Consider the following 13,235-nt stretch of genomic DNA (forward strand, 5'->3'; position numbering starts at 1 on the left):
TCTTCAAATGACCCGTGCCAACTGGCGGCAGCATCTTGCTGCTGGTCCGCACGGATGGATCTCAGGGGATATGTGCTGATGACGGTCGAAAGAAGCAACCTGCCTCCAGAGCTGAGGCTGATGATGGACAACTGGCCGCAGGCGAGGCGGTCATGAGGGTAAGGGACGAAAATATGGGTAAGGTTACAGGCTTTCTGGAAATCGACCGGCAGGTTGCGAAGTATCAGCCGGCGTCGGATCGTATCCGGCATTTCCGCGAATTCACCATCCCGATGTCTGACCCGGAAGTGCAGAAGCAGGCAGCCCGCTGCATGGACTGTGGCATCCCCTATTGTCATGGCCCGACCGGCTGCCCGGTTCACAACCAGATCCCGGACTGGAACGACCTCGTCTACAACAACAACTGGGAAGCAGCGATCCAGAACCTGCATTCCACCAACAACTTCCCGGAGTTCACCGGCCGCGTCTGCCCCGCGCCCTGCGAGGAAGCCTGCACGCTGAACCTCGAAGATACGCCTGTGGCGATCAAGACGGTCGAACAGGCAATCGCCGACAAGGCTTATGAGCTCGGCTTCATCCGCCCGCAGCCGGCGACCGTTCACACCGGCAAGAAGGTTGCGATCATCGGTTCGGGTCCGGCCGGTATGGCGGCTGCCCAGCAGCTCGGCCGCGCTGGTCACGAGGTTCATCTCTATGAGCGCGAGAGCAAGGCCGGCGGCCTGCTGCGCTACGGCATTCCTGATTTCAAGATGGAGAAAAACTTCATCGACCGCCGTGTCGAGCAGATGAAGGGCGAGGGCGTCACGTTCCATTGCGGCGTCAATGTCGGCGTCGACGTGACAGTCGAGCAGCTCCTGGCAGATCATGACGCCGTGCTTTATTGCGGCGGTTCGGAAACCCCGCGCGAGGCCGGTATTCCAGGCACGGATTTCGCAGGCGTTCATGACGCGATGCCTTATCTCGTGCAGCAGAACAAGCGCGTCGGCCGCGAGAATATCGACAGCGTCGGCTGGCAGGCGGATCCGATCCTTGCCGGTGCCAAGCATGTCGTCGTCGTCGGTGGTGGCGATACTGCGTCGGACTGCGTCGGCACAGCGTTCCGCCAGGGTGCTGTCAAGGTGACCCAGCTCGACATTCGCCCGCAGCCGCCGGAAAAGGAAGACAAGCTCGCCGTCTGGCCATTCTGGGCCACGAAGATGCGCACCTCGTCGTCGCAGGCCGAAGGCGCTGTCCGCGAATTCCAGGTCGCAACGCTCGAATTCGTCGGCGAAGACGGCGTGTTGACCGGTGTGAAGTGCTGCGAAGTCGATGAGCGCCGCAAGCCGGTTCCCGGCACGGAGTTCGTGATCAAGGCCGATCTCGCCTTCATCGCCATCGGCTTCCGCGGCCCGTTCACCGACAGCGTGCTCAAGGAACTCGACGGCAAGCTGACGCTGAACACGGACCGTCGCGGCTCGACCAATGTCGTTGCCAACGACAAGGACTACAAGACCTCGGTCGACAAGTTCTGGACCGCCGGTGACGTACGCCGTGGACAGTCGCTGGTCGTCTGGGCAATCCGCGAAGGCCGTCAGGCCGCGCGCGCGATCGATGAAGCGCTGATGGGCTCGACGGTTCTGCCGCGTTGATCGGAAGCCTGATCTGAAAGACAAGGGCCGCTTTTGCGGCCCTTTTTATTTTGCGGAAACCTGCTTCGGTTCTTTGGCGGCGGGAAGCCTGTAATCATCGACGCGGCCGGCGGGCGCCTGTTCGACCATGCCGTCCTGCACCAGAATGTCGCGTGGCGATTTCGTCAGCGATACCGGCGGTGCCTTGGCGCCGAGCAGTTCGGATCCACCGTCGAGATTGGGATCGGAGAGGCTGATCGGCTGCGTGTGCGGCGCGTTGGGTTCCGGCAGGCCGAGGCTCGGCAGGTTGCTGGTGTCGAGGCGCACCAGGTCCGGGCTTGCCTGGGTGCCGAGAATGCGGCGTGCCGGCTTTTCGACGTAGAAGGCAACCTTGCGGCGCCCCGCCTGCGTCAGGTTGATGCCGTCGGAGGTGCGCAGGCGTACCTGCTGGCCGTTGATATCCGAACCGGTGACGATGAACTCGCCACCCTCGTTGACGAAGCCGTCCCAGATGTCGACGAACTCGCCGCCGGCACTTTCGATCTGCTTGCGGAACAGCTGGTTCATCTGCACGGCATCCGCCGTCATCGAATCCGAATCGAAGGCCGGGAGACCGACCCAAAGCAGCGGGATCTTGCGGCTTGTCACTTCCTTGCCGAAGTTCAGCACGCGCTTCTGGTATTCGGCATACCATGCGTCGGTCCGGAATTTTTCCTTGGTGCCGTTGATCGCCATCTGCTGGCGGTCGTTGGCGCCGATCATCACGACGACGATGGCGGGTTTCACCTCGTCCATCATCTTCAGCAGCTGCTCGGGCCAATCGTAGTAGTCGTCGCGGACAAGGCCTGACGAAACATTGCCGCGGGCATCGATGACGACGCCGGGAGAGGTCTTGAAGGCTTCAGTCATGCCGTCGCCGAGGCCGCTTGCCAGAAAGTCGCCGACGATCAGGATTTTCTGGGCATTTTCCTGCTTCTGAACGACGTCCTCATCTGGCACGGGCGCCACAGCCTTCGGCGCGACCGCTGCTTTGGGCGGCGCAGTGCGCTTCTTCTGCGGTCGGGGCCGCTGGACATCGGGCGCTGGCGGATATTCTTCTTCGACGGCGCGGCGGCCGAGGAAGAAATCGAGGATCGAGCGGCGCTGATAGCGCTCCTGGGCGTCGGCAAAATGGACAGGCGCAGTCACACCGAACGACAGCACCAACGCAGCCGTCAGCAGCGTTCGTCCGCCGAGTTTCCGCTTATGATCAGACTTCCGCATGGTCATGCCCCGCATCTCGCGCCATTTTCGCATGGAGTGGGCGCAATCGTCCACTCACAACGCGATTTGTGCCGCGGATTCTTCCTGTTAGCGCCGCAGCGCGTTCAGAAGAGGAAGCGAAGGCTCGCCATCCGTCTGCATGCCGAGACGCTGCTGGACTGCCGAAATGGCGGCTTTCGATCCGGAGCCGAAATTGCCATCGACTTCGCCGTCGTAATAGCCGAGCGTCTTCAGACGAGTCTGGAGCTCGAACTTTTCCTTCACATCAAGCGTACCATCCGGCCGTGGCCAGCGCTGCTTCATGCCGCCATAGCCGGCAATCTCATCGGCAAGCAGACCGACGGCGAGAGCATAGCTGTCGGAAGCATTGTATTTCTTGATGGTGAAGAAGTTCGAGGTCATCAGGAAACCGGGGCCACCCGGGCCGCCCGGCATTTTCAGCTGCGCCTTGGTGGAGGCGTCCTTGAAGCTCTTGCCGTTCGGACGGGTCAGGCCCATTGCGGCCCATTGCGCCAGTGTGTGCGTCTTGCCTGCCTGCTTGGCAGCACTTGCGGGAACCTGGACTTCGTAGCCCCAGGTCTTGCCGGTATCCCAGCCGTTTTTGGCCAGCAGATTGGCCGACGTCGCCAGTGCGTCCGGAACCGAGTTCCAGATGTCGCGATGGCCATTGCCATCGGCATCGACGGCGTAAAGCAGGTAGCTGGTCGGGATGAATTGCGTATGGCCCATGGCGCCGGCCCAGGAACCGGTCATGCCGTCGGCGGAGATATCGCCATTTTGCAGAATCTTGAGTGCTGCGATGAGCTGCTTTTGGGCAAATTTCGCCCGGCGCTCATCGGCATAGGCAAGCGTTGCCAGTGCGCGCGGCACGTAATGCAGGCGGTCGTCCTTGGCGAGCACGGCGCCGTAATTCGATTCCATCGACCAGATGGCGAGAATGATCGTCTTGTCGACGCCGAAATGGCGCTCGATGGCGTTCAGGGTCGAGGCGTGCTTTGCGGCCATTTTGCGGCCGATCTCGACTGTGTAGGGGTTAACCCGGGAATCCACATAGTCCCAAATCTTGGTGGTGAATTCCGGCTGAAAAGCCGCCTTTTCAAGGACTGTAGGGTCAGGTTCGCTCACACCCGCGAAGGCTTTGCGGTACGTTGCCTTGCTGATGCCATTTTGCGCGGCAGTTTGATAAAAGTCCGCGATCCACTTTTGGAACCGCTGGTCGGCGGCTGCGTTATGCGGAGCCAATCCGGCGGAAGCGGTCACAACGAGGGCGAGAGCAAGACCACGAAGGGAGTATTTGTGATTTTTGGTCATCGGCAGTCCGTATCCGTCATCTCTGTTACAAGTGCGGCGGAGGGGCATTCCGTCCGGACCCGAGACTACCGGAACGAAGTCAACAAATTCTTTACCATGACAACGTCTTCCCGTCATCATTTGTAAAACAGTAGCGAATTTAGCTTAATTCACCCCAAATAGCTTGAGTTCAAAGCGATAAGCCCCCCAGGAGGTTCTACGTGACGCAGCAGAAAAAGGTTCGTAAGGCGGTATTCCCGGTCGCAGGTCTTGGAACGCGGTTCCTTCCGGCAACCAAAGCCGTTCCGAAGGAAATGCTGACCGTCGTCGATAAACCGATCATTCAGTATGTGGTCGACGAGGCGCTGGAAGCGGGTATCGAGCATTTCGTGTTCGTCACCGGCCGCAACAAGCACATCATCGAAGACTATTTCGATATCCATTTCGAGCTGGAGCAGACGCTGCGCGAGCGCAGCAAGAAAGCCGAGATGACGCTGCTGGCCGGCCAGCTGCCGAAGGCTGGTACCGTCAGCTTCACCCGCCAGCAGGAGCCGCTCGGCCTCGGCCACGCCGTCTGGTGCGCCCGCGAGATCGTCGGCGACGAACCCTTCGCGCTGCTGCTCCCCGATATGATCATGAAGGCCGAGGGCAAGGGCTGCATGAAGGGGATGATCGATCTCTACGCCCAGAGCGGCGGCAACATCATCGCCGTCGAAGAATGCGAGCCGGATCAGACGCACAAATACGGCATCGTCGGTGTCGGCGAGGCGATCGGTGAAGGCTTCCGCATCACCGGCATGGTCGAAAAGCCTGCCAAGGGCACCGCACCGTCGAACTTCTTCATCAATGGCCGCTACATCCTGCAGCCGGAGGTCTTCAAGATTCTCGAAACGCAGGAGCGTGGCGCGGGCAACGAAATCCAGCTCACCGACGGCATGCTGAAGCTTCTGACGTCGCAGGATTTCGCGGGCTATCACTTCAAGGGAACGACCTATGACTGCGGCGCCAAGGATGGTTTCATCCTCGCCAACGTCGCCTTCGCGCTCGACCGTGCGGATATCCGCCCGACCGTCGAGGACGGCTTCAAGGCTCTGCTGAAGGGTCTTTAAGGCCTAGCGTTTCAGCCGCAAACCGACACCGGCTCGCCATTGCTGCGAGTCGGTGCCTTCATCCCGCGTCGTCAGCTCGTAGCCGAGAGTACTCGTCAGATCGAGATAGCGGTTGATGTTCCAGATGAGACCGGCACTCGTCGTATAGACCGTCTCATCGCTGCTCGCTCCGGCCGGATAGTCGCGCAGCGTCACCCCACCCAGAACCGTTGCCTGCAGGTTGTCGCGCAGCTGATGCGTGATTGTCGTCGTCAAGGCGTGCGAGACATAGCCGCTCAGCCCCGGCGTCGTGGAAGGCTGGATGCTGGTCTGCAGGTCGAAATTGACATTGGTACCGCGCAGCGGCGACCAGAGAATATTGGCGTCGACAGTCGCCGTATCGATCGAGGCCAGGCGGTCGTCGTCGAAACTTGCGGTTTCGTATCCGGCGCTGACTTCGCCCCTGAGCTTCTCGCCGAGATCGACCTGCACGCCGGCCTTGGCGCCGTAGCTGTTGCCGGAGCGGGCGTAGCCTGAGCTGTCGCGGGTCTCGTCGTAGGCGGTCTTGCCTACAGTGCCCTCGATGAAGGGGATGAGTGCCGGGGAGAGCTCGTAGCCGATGCGGGCGCGGAATGTGCCTGCGGTCTGGTCGCGGTCGCTGAGGGAAACGTCCGTGCCGTTGGCGAGCGTCACGTCGGAATAGATGGTCCTGACGACATCGAGTTCGGTGGTGCCGCGCAGCACGCCGAAGTCGCGCTCGATTGAAGCACCGGTGCTGAATTCCTGAACATTCGACTGCTTGCTGGCATCGGAGATGGCGTTCGGATCGTCGGTGTCTTCACGGTAGAAGCGGTAGCCGCCCTTCAGATGCGCGACCGTATCCTCCGGCAGATCGAGGCGCAGATCGCCGTCGATCTGGAAGGAGGGCTGCTCTTCGCCTTCGCCGCTGATGTTCTGCTGCCAGCTGCCCTGGCTGGTGACGGTCAGCTGGTGCAGCGCCCAGTCGGAGGTGAGTGTCGCGTTGCCATCGGTCTGCAGGAAGCCGCGGCTTTCCTTGGTGCCGTTTTCCTTGGTCGTCTCGGTATTGATCGACTGCGTAATCGACGGGCGCAGGATGAAGGTGCCGATGCGGATGCCGTCGGTATCCTTCTCGGTCAACGCATCATCGGCCTTGCGCGGCAGACGGCGTTCGTCGATCGCCGGTTCGCGGGTGTTGAGGCGGCGCATGTCCTCGTCGAGGATCGAGCCTGTCGTCTCGTCGCTTGGCTGCTGATCGCCTGATGCCGTCGTGGATGACGTGCCGTTCTGCTGGGCGGCGCCGGTCTGGGTGCCGGTTGCGGTGTCATCGGGGGAGGGCACGCCGGGCTGGCCCGGATCCGGAACACCATCGCCATCCAGGTCGGCCGCCTGTGTCTGTTGGCCGCCGGTGTTGCCGCCGGAGGAATATTGGGAGGAGGATGAGTAGCCAGATGTGCCGCTGCCGTAGCTCTGCGCCGATTGGGCGAACGCGGACTGCGGCAGTGCTGCGGCGGCCAGGAGAACGGCAGACACGGCAAAGCGCGTCGCACGGAGCGGCGTCAAACTGCTCGTATCACGTTCCTTGCCCATTCAGAATCCGCGTGTGGCATGCTTCAACTCGTTACCTGAAAGTAAAACGTCATAGTTAATCATTCGTTTAGACTGGTGCCTTCGCGCCGTCGTTTCGACCGAGACAGCAATGGACAGCCACAGTGAAAAGCGCTAACGCAGGCACATGATGAGGAAAGCTGTCAATCTGGCCGAGAACAGTGTGCTGGAATCCGCGAAGCGGACCATCACGACGGAACGGCGCGGTCTCGAGGCGCTCGAGCGCGCGCTCGACAACGGGCTTTCCGGCCCATTCTCCCAAGCGGTCGAAACGATCGGCGGCATCAGCGGCCGGGTGATCGTGACGGGCGTCGGCAAGAGCGGCCATATCGGCGCCAAGCTTGCCGCGACATTCGCCTCGACAGGAACGCCTGCCTTCTTCGTACACGCCGCCGAAGCCAATCATGGTGATCTCGGCATGATTGCCAGGGACGATCTGGTTCTGGCGATCTCCAAGGGCGGCGAGAGTGCTGAGCTTCGCAGCATCATCTCCTATACCCGCCGGTTTTCCATCCCCCTGATCTCGATCACCTGCGGCGCGGAATCGTCACTCGCCAAGGCTTCGGATGTGGTACTTCTCGTTCCAAACGAGGAGGAAGCCTGCCCGAACGGTCTCGCGCCGACGACCTCGACACTGATGCAGCTGGCAGTCGGCGATGCCGTGGCGGTAGCGCTGCTTGAGGCGCGCGGGTTCACGGCGCGCGATTTCCATGTGTTTCACCCGGGCGGGAAACTCGGCGCCAGCCTGGCGCATGTCGGTGACATCATGCATACCGGCGAGCGCGTGCCGCTGGTGCCGCAGGGGACGCCGGTGCCGGATGCGATTCAGGTTCTGTCGCGCAAGCATTTTGGCTGTGTCGGCGTTCTCGATCAGGACGGCCGGCTTTGCGGCATCGTGACCGAAGGGGACATGGCGCGCAATCTGACGCGCAACCTCGCGGAACTTGTTGTCGACGACATCATGACGCGGACGCCGAAGGTGGTGAAGCCGAGTGTACTGGCGACTGCTGCCTTGGCGCTGCTCAACAAGCACCATATCGGCGCGCTGATCGTCGTCGATGACGACAACCGGCCGGTCGGGCTCATCCATTTCCACGATCTCTTGCGGATCGGCGTCGCCTGATCAGGCGGCCTCAACCGTCAGGTCGCGGCCATTGCTGGCGACGACCTTGACGCGGGTGCCGACCGGAAGGTCAGGCCCCATCACCTGCCATATCGTATCGTCGAGACGAATCCGGCCGCGTCCCTCGCGGATCGGCTCAGCCAGTGTTGCCGTGCGGCCGACAAGGCTCGCGCCGCGCTGATTGAGGAAGGGCTCGTCCGTTGCGTCGTGGCGCAGCGTCAGCTTGCGGCCAACGAAAGTTGTCGCCACGGCAAAGGCCGCGAAAAGGATCAGTTGCACTTCCCAGACCCAGAAGCCTGCGTCCCATAGCAGAAGCGAAAGGACGCCGACGGCGAGCGCCGCAAGGCCGATCCAAACGAGGAAGAAGCCGGGCACGATCATTTCGGCGGCCAGCAGGATCAGACCGATCACCCACCAGCTCCACGGTCCAAGCTCTGCAACGATGCGTGCCAGCATGCGTCAGCGCTCCGGATTCTGGTTGAAGGGGTTTACGGGCGGCGTGCTGCGCTGCGTGACCTGGCGGGGCGGTTGCGGGGCGGGCGTGGTGCTGCCGTCGCCGAAGACTTCCTTGGCGATGGCGCCGATGCCGCTCAGCGAGCTTAGAATGGAGGATGCCTCGATCGGCATCAGCACCACCTTGGAATTGGGGGCCGAACCGATCGACGTCAGGGCTTCGGTGTATTTCTGCGCCACGAAGTAGTTGATCGCCTGGATATCACCGGCGGCGATCGCTTCGGAGACCATCTTGGTTGCCTTGGCTTCGGCTTCGGCCAGGCGTTCGCGCGCTTCGGCGTTGCGGAAGGCGGCTTCGCGCTGTCCTTCGGCCTGCAGGATCGCCGACTGCTTGGCGCCTTCGGCGCGCAGGATCTGCGCGTTTCGCGAGCCTTCGGCTTCGAGAACCTGAGCGCGCTTCTCGCGCTCCGCCTTCATCTGGCGGGCCATGGCATCGACGAGATCGCGGGGCGGTTGGATGTCCTTGATCTCGACGCGGGTGACCTTGATACCCCAGGGGTGCACGGCCTCATCGACGACGCGCAGCAGGCGGTCGTTGATCGCGTCGCGGTTGGAAAGCAGTTCGTCAAGATCCATCGAGCCCATGACCGAGCGGATGTTGGTCATCGTCAGGTTGAGGATGGCGTTTTCGAGGTTGGAGACCTGATAGGCGGCCTGCGCGGCGTTCAGCACCTGATAGAAGGACACGGCATCGGCGGAGACCGAGGCATTGTCCTTGGTGATGACCTCCTGGGTCGGCACGTTCAGGACCTGTTCCATGACATTCATCTTGGCGCCGACGCGCTCGATGAAGGGGGTGATCAGGTTGAGGCCGGGCTCCAGTGTCCGCGTGTAGCGGCCGAAGCGTTCGATCGTATAGCGATAGCCCTGCGGCACCGTCTTGATGCCCGCAAAGAGCACCAAAATGACGAAGATGACGAGTGCGATGACGACAATGTCGAAGCCGCCCAGGACCATGAAATTCCTCCACCGGTTGTTGCCGGAAAATCCGGCACACATCAAACGTGGAGACTTATCCCGTTATTTGCAATGATCCGCAACAAAAAGCCGCTGGCTGGGTCAGACCCAGCCGAGAAGCTCACGCCGCACCACCTTTTCGAGCACGCGCATACCATCTTCGCTGTCGTTCAGGCAGGGAATATGCGCGAATTTCTCGCCGCCGTTCTCATGGAAAGAGTGGGCTGCCTGCTCGGCAATCTCTTCCAACGTTTCGAGACAGTCGGACACGAAGCCGGGGTTGAGGACCGCGATCTTCTTGACGCCGTCCTGTGCCAGCTTCTCGACCGTCTTGTCGGTATAGGGCTGCAGCCATTCCTCGGGCCCGAAGCGGGACTGGAAGGTGACCATGAACTTGTCTTTCGACAGCCCTAGACGTTCGCGCAGCAGCCGGCCTGTCTTCTGGCACTGGCAGTAATAGGGGTCGCCCTGCTTGAAGTAGGACATCGGGATGCCGTGGAAGGAGGCGAGGATCATCTCTGGCTCCCAGTCCAGCGTCGCCAGATGGTTGGTCACCGAGTTGGCGAGCGCCTCGATATAGGTTTCGTCGTCGTGATAATCAGGGATCGTGCGCAGGGCAGGCTGCCAGCGCATGGTGAGCAGCTTCTGGAACGCCTTGTCGTTGACCGTTGCCGTCGTTGCTGCCGCATATTGCGGATAGAGTGGGAAGAGCACGATGCGGTCGCAGCCGGCGGCCTTCAGGCTGTCGATTTTCGAGGCGATTGACGGATTGCCGTAGCGCATCGCCCAGTCGACGACGACATTCGGCAGGTCCTTCAGGCGCTCGGCCATCAGGTCCGACTGGCTGCGCGTATAGGTGCGCAGGTAGCTCTCGTCCTTGTCCTTGTTCCAGATCAGCTCGTAAGCCTTGCCGACCTTGCCGGGGCGGGTGTTGAGCACGATGCCGAACAGGATCGGGTACCATTTCCAGGGCGACCATTCGATGACGCGCTTGTCGGTCAGGAATTCCTTGAGGTAGCGGCGCATCGAGGAATAGTCGGTGCCATCCGGTGTGCCGAGATTGACGAGCAGCACGCCCACCTTGCCAAAGGTCACGGGCGGGTGTTCCGCCGGGCGGTTCGAAAGTTCAACGGTCATTCTGGCCCCAACGCTCTCATGTCTTCGCCGGCTCATACGCAGCCGGACGCGATCGGTTCAACCCTATAAGTAGAAAAGCCGGCCCGGGAAACCCCGGACCGGCTTTCGAGATCGGGACAAATCGTCTTACTTCGCCGGGAGCTTCAGCTCCTCGCCGACAACAAGGCGGCGCGGGTTCGGGCTGCCGTTGGCTTCGGAGATCTTCTTCCAGAGTTCGCCGTTGCCGTAGAACTGCTTGGCGAGATCCCAGAGCGTGTCGCCAGCGGCAATGACGTGGCTGGCGGGCGTTGCCGTTGCCGGAGCAGCCGCAGCCGGTGCCGCAGCGGGAGCCGCGGCCGGTGCTGTTGCTGCCGGAGCCGCAGCAGGGGCTGCCGGTGCGGCGGCACCAGCGGCTGCGATCGCCGTCACGCGTCCATCGGTATAGGGCTTGTACGGGTTGTGCGCCGTCAGGTATCCGACGGTGACATCGGCAAGATCGGGGCCGAAGTCATAGGCATTCTTGCCCGCTGTTTCGAAGATCGAATAGCCGTCGCCGCCAGCGCGCATGAAGTTGTTGGTGGCAACGCCGTAGGTCTTGGCCGGATCGATGGCGACGAAATTATCGCCGTCCTTGACCTGCACATCGCTGACGCGGCTGCCCACCGGCTTGGAGACGTCGAAGCTGTATTTCAGACCGGCGACCTGCGCGAAGCGGCCGGCACCCTGATCGATCTGGCTGACACCGTTTTCGAGCGCCTTGACGACGTCGGCACCTGTCAGCTGGAAGGTCGCCAGCGTATTCTGGAACGGCAGAACGGTGATGACCTCGCCCTGGGTGACTTCGCCGCCATCGATCGAGGCGCGCAGACCGCCGCCGTTCTGGATGGCGATCTGGACGCCCTGGCTCTTGGTGCGGTCGAGCATAGCATCGGCGACGAGATTGCCCATCGAGCATTCCTGGACGCGGCAGATGGTGCGATCACCCTCGATCGGACCTTCCGAAGCGCCGATGACCTTCTTGCGCAAGTCTTCGATCGGCTTTGCCAGCTCGGCGATACGGGCGGTCAGCGCCGGATCCGGGGTGAACGTCGAGTCGATCAGGATCGGATCGCCCTTGGCGCTCTTGACGACGCCGTTGTCATCGAAATCGACGACGAGATCGCCGAGATACTTGCTGTAGGATGCAGCCTGAACAACCGGAACCTTGTAGCCGCCCGGGTTGTCGACCAGCGTCGGATAGGGGCCTTCGGCCTTCGGGTCGGTGTTCGACAGCAGGCTGTGCGAGTGGCCGCCGACAACGACGTCGACGTCGGGGATCTTGGCGATGAAGGCGAGATCGCGCGGGTAGCCGACATGGGTGAGCGCGATGATCTTGTTGATACCCTGCGCCTTAAGGTCCTGGACGGCTGCGGTGATCGAGGCGACGTCGTCGGCGATCAGCACCTTCGGGCCGGGCGACGAGAGCTCTTCCGTATCGTTGGTGACAGCGCCGACGATACCGATCTTCTGGCCGCCGACATCGAGAACCAGCGACGGCTTGATGCGGTCGCCGAGCTTGGAGCCGTCACCGGCAAGGACGTTAGCCGAAATGACCGGGAACTGCACCTTGTCGAGGAAGGTGGCAAGGCCGTCTTCGCTGTCGTCAAATTCATGGTTGCCGACGGTCATGACGTCGAACTTCATGGCGTTCAGCACTTCGGCTTCGGCTGCACCCTTGTAGGTGGTGTAGAACAGCGAGCCCTGGAAATTGTCTCCGGCATTGAGCAGCAGCACGTTCTGGCCGGAGAGGGCCTGGCGGCGCTGGTCGATCGCGGTCTTCAGGCGGGCGGCGCCGCCGAAGCATTCCTTCTTGCCTTCTTCCTCGGCAGAGCAGGTGGAATCGAACTTGTTGATCGATTCAATGCGGGAATGGAAATCGTTGATGTGAAGAATATTGAGCTGATAGTCGGCGAAAGCCGCGCCCGTGCTGAGCGCCAGCATGGACGCCGTCAGCAGACCGAAACTAAAGGATTTCGTCATCCTGTTCTCCTGATTTTCCGGCGGCAGCGCTTACCCCTGGCTGTTCCGCCGATCCCTCTTAGCCGTTTTTACCCGGCGCGCCGGATGTTTTCATCTCACCTGCGCAACCGCAAGCGAAAAGCTGGGCCAATGCCCGCGCTTTCCAAGTGGCGGTAAACAAAAAAGCTCCCGCGAAGGGGAGCTTTTCATTCTCGGTAATCGGTGAAGCGCGGTTACAGGCTGCGCGTCAACGTGAATTGCGCGCCCGCATCCGAGGTGCAGTTCAGCTGGCCCTGATTGACCAGTGCGCAGTTGACCTTGGACTGGGTCTTGCGCACCAGCGAGGTCATGTTGATTTCCACCAGAGACGGTCCGGTGTTCACATAGGTACCGGATGCCAGCAGCTGGTTGCTGTCGGTCGTGCGGGTGGTGAAGGTGCCAGCCTGGAAGGTCGAGACGATGCCGTTCGGATCGCGCCATGCGCCTTCGACGCCTGTTGGCGCGGCACGGGTGGAAACCGGCATGGGACGGGGATCAGAGGAAACACAAGCTGCGAGCGCTGCTGCTGCAGCCGCGAGCGCGGCAATATTTCTCAACTTCATAAAGCTTCTCCGGCGATTGGCGGCGGACGATATCCGCAAGTTCTGGAAAAAA

General features: G+C 61.6%; 11 protein-coding genes. 3 read left to right on the top strand and 8 right to left on the bottom strand.

Going from position 1 to position 13,235, the window contains the following annotated elements; genetic code table 11:
- The first annotated feature begins 152 nt into the window (after positions 1-152).
- A complete protein-coding gene (locus tag AC1DIJ_RS21170) occupies positions 153-1,628 on the top strand; it encodes a glutamate synthase subunit beta (RefSeq protein WP_442210070.1) in 1,476 nt (491 codons plus the stop codon).
- Positions 1,629-1,673: 45 nt separating this feature from the next.
- On the opposite strand, the gene AC1DIJ_RS21175 is transcribed toward AC1DIJ_RS21170, so the two are convergent.
- Together AC1DIJ_RS21175 and AC1DIJ_RS21180 are read right to left on the bottom strand one after the other, a co-directional pair.
- Positions 1,674-2,870: an SGNH/GDSL hydrolase family protein gene (locus AC1DIJ_RS21175; RefSeq protein ID WP_477831542.1), complete on the bottom strand. Its 1,197-nt coding sequence runs from the start codon at positions 2,868-2,870 to the stop codon at positions 1,674-1,676.
- Positions 2,871-2,957: 87 nt separating this feature from the next.
- The gene (locus AC1DIJ_RS21180; RefSeq protein ID WP_112385533.1) at positions 2,958-4,181 is read right to left on the bottom strand and encodes a lytic murein transglycosylase; all 1,224 of its coding nucleotides are present in this window, start codon (positions 4,179-4,181) and stop codon (positions 2,958-2,960) included.
- Between the two features lie 200 nt (positions 4,182-4,381).
- On the opposite strand from AC1DIJ_RS21180, the gene galU reads away from it, so the two are divergent.
- Complete coding sequence (gene galU, locus AC1DIJ_RS21185) at positions 4,382-5,269, top strand: UTP--glucose-1-phosphate uridylyltransferase GalU (protein WP_112385532.1); 888 nt, start codon at positions 4,382-4,384, stop codon at positions 5,267-5,269.
- Positions 5,270-5,272: 3 nt separating this feature from the next.
- Here the strand turns inward: galU and AC1DIJ_RS21190 are convergent, their stop codons facing one another.
- Positions 5,273-6,856: an outer membrane beta-barrel protein gene (locus AC1DIJ_RS21190; protein ID WP_112385531.1), complete on the bottom strand. Its 1,584-nt coding sequence runs from the start codon at positions 6,854-6,856 to the stop codon at positions 5,273-5,275.
- A 145-nt stretch (positions 6,857-7,001) separates the two neighbouring features.
- On the opposite strand from AC1DIJ_RS21190, the gene AC1DIJ_RS21195 reads away from it, so the two are divergent.
- On the top strand, positions 7,002-7,997 hold the full coding sequence (locus AC1DIJ_RS21195) for a KpsF/GutQ family sugar-phosphate isomerase (protein ID WP_112385530.1): 996 nt from the start codon (positions 7,002-7,004) through the stop codon (positions 7,995-7,997).
- Here the strand turns inward: AC1DIJ_RS21195 and AC1DIJ_RS21200 are convergent, their stop codons facing one another.
- From AC1DIJ_RS21200 to omp10, 5 genes are all read right to left on the bottom strand, one after another.
- Positions 7,998-8,453 carry an NfeD family protein gene (locus AC1DIJ_RS21200; RefSeq protein ID WP_112385529.1) on the bottom strand — a complete coding sequence of 152 codons (456 nt, stop codon included), beginning with the start codon at positions 8,451-8,453 and terminating at the stop codon, positions 7,998-8,000.
- 3 nt (positions 8,454-8,456) lie between these two features.
- Positions 8,457-9,467: an SPFH domain-containing protein gene (locus AC1DIJ_RS21205; protein WP_112385528.1), complete on the bottom strand. Its 1,011-nt coding sequence runs from the start codon at positions 9,465-9,467 to the stop codon at positions 8,457-8,459.
- Positions 9,468-9,569: 102 nt separating this feature from the next.
- A complete protein-coding gene (gene hemH / locus AC1DIJ_RS21210) occupies positions 9,570-10,604 on the bottom strand; it encodes a ferrochelatase (RefSeq protein ID WP_112385527.1) in 1,035 nt (344 codons plus the stop codon).
- A gap of 126 nt (positions 10,605-10,730) precedes the next feature.
- Positions 10,731-12,602: a 5'-nucleotidase C-terminal domain-containing protein gene (locus AC1DIJ_RS21215; protein ID WP_112385526.1), complete on the bottom strand. Its 1,872-nt coding sequence runs from the start codon at positions 12,600-12,602 to the stop codon at positions 10,731-10,733.
- 212 nt (positions 12,603-12,814) lie between these two features.
- Entirely contained in the window at positions 12,815-13,183 is a 369-nt protein-coding gene (omp10, locus tag AC1DIJ_RS21220) for an outer membrane lipoprotein Omp10 (RefSeq protein WP_112385525.1), read from the bottom strand.
- Between the last annotated feature and the right edge of the window lie 52 nt (positions 13,184-13,235).

This window comes from Rhizobium sp. 10N427 (assembly GCF_056394605.1).

Excerpts from the sequence above, each read along its gene's own strand:
- AC1DIJ_RS21170 (WP_442210070.1), top strand. The coding sequence starts at position 153 with ATGAGGGTAAGGGACGAAAATATGGGTAAGGTTACAGGCTTTCTGGAA.
- AC1DIJ_RS21175 (WP_477831542.1), bottom strand. The coding sequence starts at position 2,870 with ATGCGGAAGTCTGATCATAAGCGGAAACTCGGCGGACGAACGCTGCTG.
- AC1DIJ_RS21180 (WP_112385533.1), bottom strand. The coding sequence starts at position 4,181 with ATGACCAAAAATCACAAATACTCCCTTCGTGGTCTTGCTCTCGCCCTC.
- AC1DIJ_RS21190 (WP_112385531.1), bottom strand. The coding sequence starts at position 6,856 with ATGGGCAAGGAACGTGATACGAGCAGTTTGACGCCGCTCCGTGCGACG.
- AC1DIJ_RS21195 (WP_112385530.1), top strand. The coding sequence starts at position 7,002 with ATGATGAGGAAAGCTGTCAATCTGGCCGAGAACAGTGTGCTGGAATCC.
- AC1DIJ_RS21200 (WP_112385529.1), bottom strand. The coding sequence starts at position 8,453 with ATGCTGGCACGCATCGTTGCAGAGCTTGGACCGTGGAGCTGGTGGGTG.
- AC1DIJ_RS21205 (WP_112385528.1), bottom strand. The coding sequence starts at position 9,467 with ATGGTCCTGGGCGGCTTCGACATTGTCGTCATCGCACTCGTCATCTTC.
- hemH (WP_112385527.1), bottom strand. The coding sequence starts at position 10,604 with ATGACCGTTGAACTTTCGAACCGCCCGGCGGAACACCCGCCCGTGACC.
- AC1DIJ_RS21215 (WP_112385526.1), bottom strand. The coding sequence starts at position 12,602 with ATGACGAAATCCTTTAGTTTCGGTCTGCTGACGGCGTCCATGCTGGCG.
- omp10 (WP_112385525.1), bottom strand. The coding sequence starts at position 13,183 with ATGAAGTTGAGAAATATTGCCGCGCTCGCGGCTGCAGCAGCAGCGCTC.